The organism is Rhodobacter sp. P1_C2 (assembly GCF_056406375.1).
Genome location: NZ_JBFUAG010000031.1, coordinates 1 through 5,178 on the forward strand (window position 1 = coordinate 1; position 5,178 = coordinate 5,178).

At 67.1% G+C, this 5,178-nt stretch carries 4 protein-coding genes; 3 read left to right on the forward strand and 1 reads right to left on the reverse strand.

Translation table 11 applies throughout. The features are described 5' to 3' along the window. Nucleotides 1-70 precede the first annotated feature (70 nt). Nucleotides 71-1,669, forward strand: coding sequence for a peptide chain release factor 3 (locus AC1DZT_RS25210; RefSeq protein ID WP_478009405.1), 1,599 nt, complete (start codon nucleotides 71-73; stop codon nucleotides 1,667-1,669). Nucleotides 1,670-1,715: 46 nt separating this feature from the next. On the opposite strand, the gene AC1DZT_RS25215 is transcribed toward AC1DZT_RS25210, so the two are convergent. After that, the gene (locus AC1DZT_RS25215; protein WP_478009406.1) at nucleotides 1,716-2,144 is read right to left on the reverse strand and encodes an OsmC family peroxiredoxin; all 429 of its coding nucleotides are present in this window, start codon (nucleotides 2,142-2,144) and stop codon (nucleotides 1,716-1,718) included. Between the two features lie 144 nt (nucleotides 2,145-2,288). On the opposite strand from AC1DZT_RS25215, the gene AC1DZT_RS25220 reads away from it, so the two are divergent. Further along, nucleotides 2,289-3,188 (forward strand): DMT family transporter, encoded by a 900-nt coding sequence (locus AC1DZT_RS25220; RefSeq protein ID WP_478009407.1) that lies wholly within the window; start codon nucleotides 2,289-2,291, stop codon nucleotides 3,186-3,188. A 133-nt stretch (nucleotides 3,189-3,321) separates the two neighbouring features. Further along, nucleotides 3,322-5,049: a DEAD/DEAH box helicase gene (locus AC1DZT_RS25225; protein WP_478009408.1), complete on the forward strand. Its 1,728-nt coding sequence runs from the start codon at nucleotides 3,322-3,324 to the stop codon at nucleotides 5,047-5,049. Nucleotides 5,050-5,178: the final 129 nt, after the last annotated feature.

Consider the following 5,178-nt stretch of genomic DNA (forward strand, 5'->3'; position numbering starts at 1 on the left):
GTGCGGGGGGCGGCAGCCCCCCGCCTCTGCCCCGATGGACGCCCGGGCCTTTTTCCGTTAAAGCCGCCCCATGCTTGACAACCGCCCCCAACTCCCGCCCGAAATTTCCCGCCGCCGGACCTTTGCGATCATCTCGCACCCCGACGCCGGCAAGACCACGCTCACCGAAAAGTTCCTGCTGTTCGGCGGCGCCATCCAGATGGCGGGTCAGGTCCGCGCCAAGGGCGAGGCACGGCGCACGCGGTCGGACTTCATGAAGCTGGAGCAGGAGCGCGGCATCTCCGTCTCCGCCTCGGCCATGTCCTATGACTACCGCCAGTGGCGCTTCAACCTCGTCGACACCCCCGGCCACAGCGACTTTTCCGAGGACACCTACCGCACCCTCACCGCCGTCGATGCCGCCATCATGGTGATCGACGGCGCCAAGGGCGTCGAGAGCCAGACCCGCAAGCTCTTCGAGGTCTGCCGCCTGCGCGACCTGCCCATCCTGACCTTCTGCAACAAGATGGACCGCGAAAGCCGCGATGTCTTCGAGATCATCGACGAGATCCAGGAGAACCTTGCGATCGACGTGACACCGGCCTCCTGGCCGATCGGTGTGGGACGCGAGTTCATCGGCGCCTATGACCTGCTCCACGACCGGTTGGAGATCATGGACCGCGCCGACCGCAACAAGGTGGCGGAAAGCCTGCAGATCTCGGGGATGGATGACCCGAAACTGGCCGAACACGTCCCTGCCGACCTTCTGAAGAAGTTCCGCGAAGACATTGAAATGGCACGCGAATTGCTGCCCGCCTTCGACCGCGCCTCTTTCCTGAACGGCTCGATGACGCCGATCTGGTTCGGCTCGGCGATCAACTCCTTCGGGGTCAAGGAGCTGATGGACGGCATGGGCGAATACGGGCCCGAGCCGCAGCCGCAAAAAGCGGCGGAGCGGATGATCGACGCCTCCGAACCCACCGTGGCGGGCTTTGTCTTCAAGGTTCAGGCCAATATGGACCCCAAGCACCGCGACCGCGTGGCCTTCGTCCGCCTCGCCTCCGGCCATTTCGAACGCGGCATGAAACTCCTCCATGTGCGGACCAAGAAGCCGATGGCGGTGGCCAACCCGGTGATGTTCCTCGCCGCCGACCGCGAACTGACCGAAGAGGCCTGGGCCGGCGACATCATCGGCATCCCGAACCACGGGCAGCTCCGCATCGGCGACGCCCTGACCGAGGGCGAGGCCCTGCGCTTCACCGGCATCCCCTCCTTCGCGCCCGAGCTTCTGTCCGGCGTCCGCGCGCTCGACCCGATGAAGGCCAAGCACCTCGAAAAGGCCCTGACCCAGTTCGCCGAGGAAGGCGCCGCCAAGGTCTTCAAGCCGATGATCGGCTCGGGCTATATCGTCGGCGTCGTGGGCCAGCTGCAGTTCGAGGTTCTGGCCTCCCGGATCGAGGAGGAATATTCCCTCCCCGTCCGCTTTGAACCCAGCCAGTTCACCTCGGCCCGCTGGGTTTCGGGGCCGAAGCCCGAGATGGAGAAATTCATCAACGTCAACAAGGGCCATATCGCGATGGACAGCGACGGGGCCACGGTCTTTCTGACCCGCCTGAAATGGGACATCGACCGGATCGAGCGCGATTACCCCGAGCTGAAGCTGACCGCGACCAAGGAAATGATGGTCTGAGCCGCGGGGCTCAGACCGTCCCGCGGCCCACCTCTCTGGCCATCCCTCAGCCCAGGGCCGCCGTCATGCTGATCTCGGCCTTCAGCAGCCGCGAGATCGGGCAACCGGCCTTTGCCGCCGCCGCAGCCGCCTGAAATGCGGCTTCGGTCGCGCCGGGAATCTTCGCCTTCACGTCGAGATGGACCTTGGTCACGGTCGGCGCGCCGTCGATGAAATCCAGCGTCACCGTGGCGGTGGTGGCAAGCTCATCGGCCACCATCTGCGCCTTGCCCAGTTCCCCCGACAGGGCCATCGTGAAACAGGCCGCATGGGCCGCCGCGATCAACTCCTCCGGATTGGTGCCCTCCGCCCCCTCGAAGCGCTTGCGAAAGTCGTAAGGGGCCGAGATCAGCGTGGCCGAACGGGTGGAAATCTTGCCCGCCCCGGATTTCAGATCGCCAGACCAAAGGGCCGAAGCCGTGTTCGTGGTTCCCATGTCACTCTCCTGTTGCTGGATCGCGAGTTCTCCCGCCAGAGGGAGTGTGCCGCTTCTCCCCCGGCCGGTCGAGACAAATTGCCCGAGGTGGACAAGTCCCGCCGACCACGCTAGCGACGGGGCGCCCCAACCCGGACCCAAGCCATGACCCTGCCCCTGCACGAGATCGCCGCCCTTGGCACCGCCACCTGCTGGGCCACCACCGGGCTGATCGCCTCGGACGGGATCCGCGCGCTCGGGGCCTTTCACTTCAACCTGATCCGCCAGGGGCTGGTGACGCTGCTTCTGGCGCTGGTGGTGCTGGCGACCGGCGCCTTTGCCGTGCCGGGCTGGGGCGGAATCGCGGTGCTGGCCGCTTCGGGCGTGGTCGGCATCCTGATCGGCGACACGCTCAACTTTGCCGCCGTGGGCCGGATCGGACCGCGCCGCGCCGGGGCGATATTCGCCCTGAACGCGCCGATGGCCGCCCTGCTCGGCTGGGCCATCCTGGGCGAGGCGCTGACGCTTCAGGCGGTGCTTGGCATTCTGTGCACCGCGGCCGGCGTGGCGCTGGCCATCCTCGGCCGCCCGGCGAGCAATGCACACCGGCTGGAAAGCCTGCAGGGCAGGCTGATCATCGGCCTGCTCTTCGGCCTTGGCGCGGCCTTCGGCCAGGCGGCAGGCTCGCTGATGGCGCGGCCTTTGATGCATGGCGGGATGGACCCCTACCTTGCCTCGCTCTTCCGGGTCGGCGCCTCGGGCCTCGCGATGGGGCTGATCGCGCTGACGCCCTTTGGCCCGCCCGCGCCGCGGCAGGTGACGCCCAAGGTGCTGCTGCTGACCGCCATCACCGCCGTGATAGGGCTGCTGCTGGGCATGACGCTGTTCCTTTATGCGCTGCAAGGGTCGCAGACCGGGATCATCGCCACGCTTTCGGCTACCTCGCCGGTGATCATCCTGCCGCTGCTGTGGCTGCGCACCGGGCAAAGGCCGCGCCCCCTGTCCTGCGCCGGGGCGGCGCTGGCGGTTCTGGGCCTGGCGCTGATCTTCCTGCGGCACCGTTAGACCCATATACCTTGACCCTGTGGACAATTTCCGCTATCCGCGACCCGTGGGCGATTGTGCCCAGACGCCGGGGCGCCCGGAAGATGCGTCCCTTGACCCTTGGCGGGCCGATCCCGCCCCTCTCAGGACGCTGATGACAAAATTCTCTGATCTGGCACTGGACCCCCGCGTGCTTCAAGCCGTGGTTGAATCCGGATATGAAACCCCCACCCCCATTCAGGCGCAGGCCATCCCGCCCGCCCTTCTGGGACAGGACGTTCTGGGCATCGCCCAGACCGGCACCGGCAAGACCGCAGGCTTCACCCTGCCGATGATCACGCTGCTCGGCCAGGGCCGCGCCCGTGCCCGGATGCCGCGCAGCCTCGTGCTGGCGCCGACCCGCGAACTGGCGGCCCAGGTGGCCGAAAGCTTCGACAAATACGCCAAATACACCAAGCTGACCAAGGCCTTGCTGATTGGCGGCGTCTCCTTCGGCGATCAGGACAAGCTGATCGACCGCGGCGTTGACGTGCTGATCGCGACCCCGGGCCGCTTGCTCGACCATTTCGAGCGTGGCAAACTGCTGCTCACCGGCGTGCAGATCATGGTGGTGGACGAGGCCGACCGCATGCTCGACATGGGCTTCATCCCGGATATCGAGCGCATCTTCCAGATGACGCCGAAGACCCGGCAGACCCTGTTCTTCAGCGCCACCATGGCGCCCGAGATCGAGCGGATCACCAACACCTTCCTGTCGAACCCCGCCAAGATCGAGGTCGCCCGCCAGGCCACCACCAACACCTCGATCGAGCAGAAGCTCTTCGCCTTCACCCCCACCCGCAAGGACCGCAGCTTCACCGAAAAGCGCGCCGTTCTGCGCGCGCTGATCAATGGCGAGGGCGAGAGCCTGACCAATGCCATCGTCTTCTGCAACCGCAAGATGGATGTGGATGTGGTGGCCAAGTCCCTGAAAGCCCATGGTTTTCATGCAGCGCCGATCCATGGCGACCTTGACCAGTCGGTCCGCACCAAGACGCTGGACGAATTCCGTGACGGCAGCCTGCGCCTCCTGATCGCCTCAGATGTGGCCGCCCGCGGCCTCGACATTCCGGCCGTCAGCCATGTCTTCAACTTCGACGTGCCCTCGCATCCGGAAGATTACGTCCACCGCATCGGCCGCACCGGCCGCGCCGGGCGTCTGGGCAAGGCCTTCACGATTTCGGTGCCCTCGGATGACAAATACCTCGGCAATATCGAAAGCCTGGTGAAGCAGCCGATCCCGCGCGCCGCCCTGCCCGAAGGGGCGCTGGAAGGCGCCTCGGAAAACTCCGACCGCGCCCGCAGCTCGGGTCGTCCGGGGTCGGGCTCGTCCAGCCGCTCCGGTTCCGGCCGTGGCCCGCGTGGCGCCTCCTCCGCCGCCCGTGGCGAACACAAGCCGCGTGACGTGATGCCGGTGATCGAAAGCGCCGCCGCCGAGGAGATGCTGGTCGCCCCCGTGGCTCCGCCTCGCGCCGCCCCCGAACGCGCCGCACAGGAGCGCCCCGTACAGGAGCGCCCCGCGCAAGAACGCAGCGACGACCGCCGCCGCGACCCGCGCCCCGGCAGCGACCGCTCTGGCGAGCGCCGCAACGAAGGCCGCGGCGAGGCTCGCGAGCCGCGCGCCGACTCCCGGTCAGAACAACGGTCCGAACCCCGTAGCGAGTCCCGCAGTGAACCGCGCAATGAACCGCGCGGCGATCGCCCGAACTACCGCTCCTCCTATCCCGGCCAGCACGAACGTATCGTCGGCATGGGCGACCATGTGCCCGATTTCATCCTGCGCAGCTTCCGCATCGCCGCCGCCACGCCCGAGGATGACGAAAGCGAATCCAGCGCCGCCTGATCTGGCGCCCGCAACGGTCTGAATAAAAAACGCCCCGCTCTGGCCAGAGCGGGGCGTCTTCTTCTGCAGGATCGTCACTCCCCGTGTCGCAAGCCCCACGGAGCGGGGGGTGCGGGGGGCGGCCAGCCC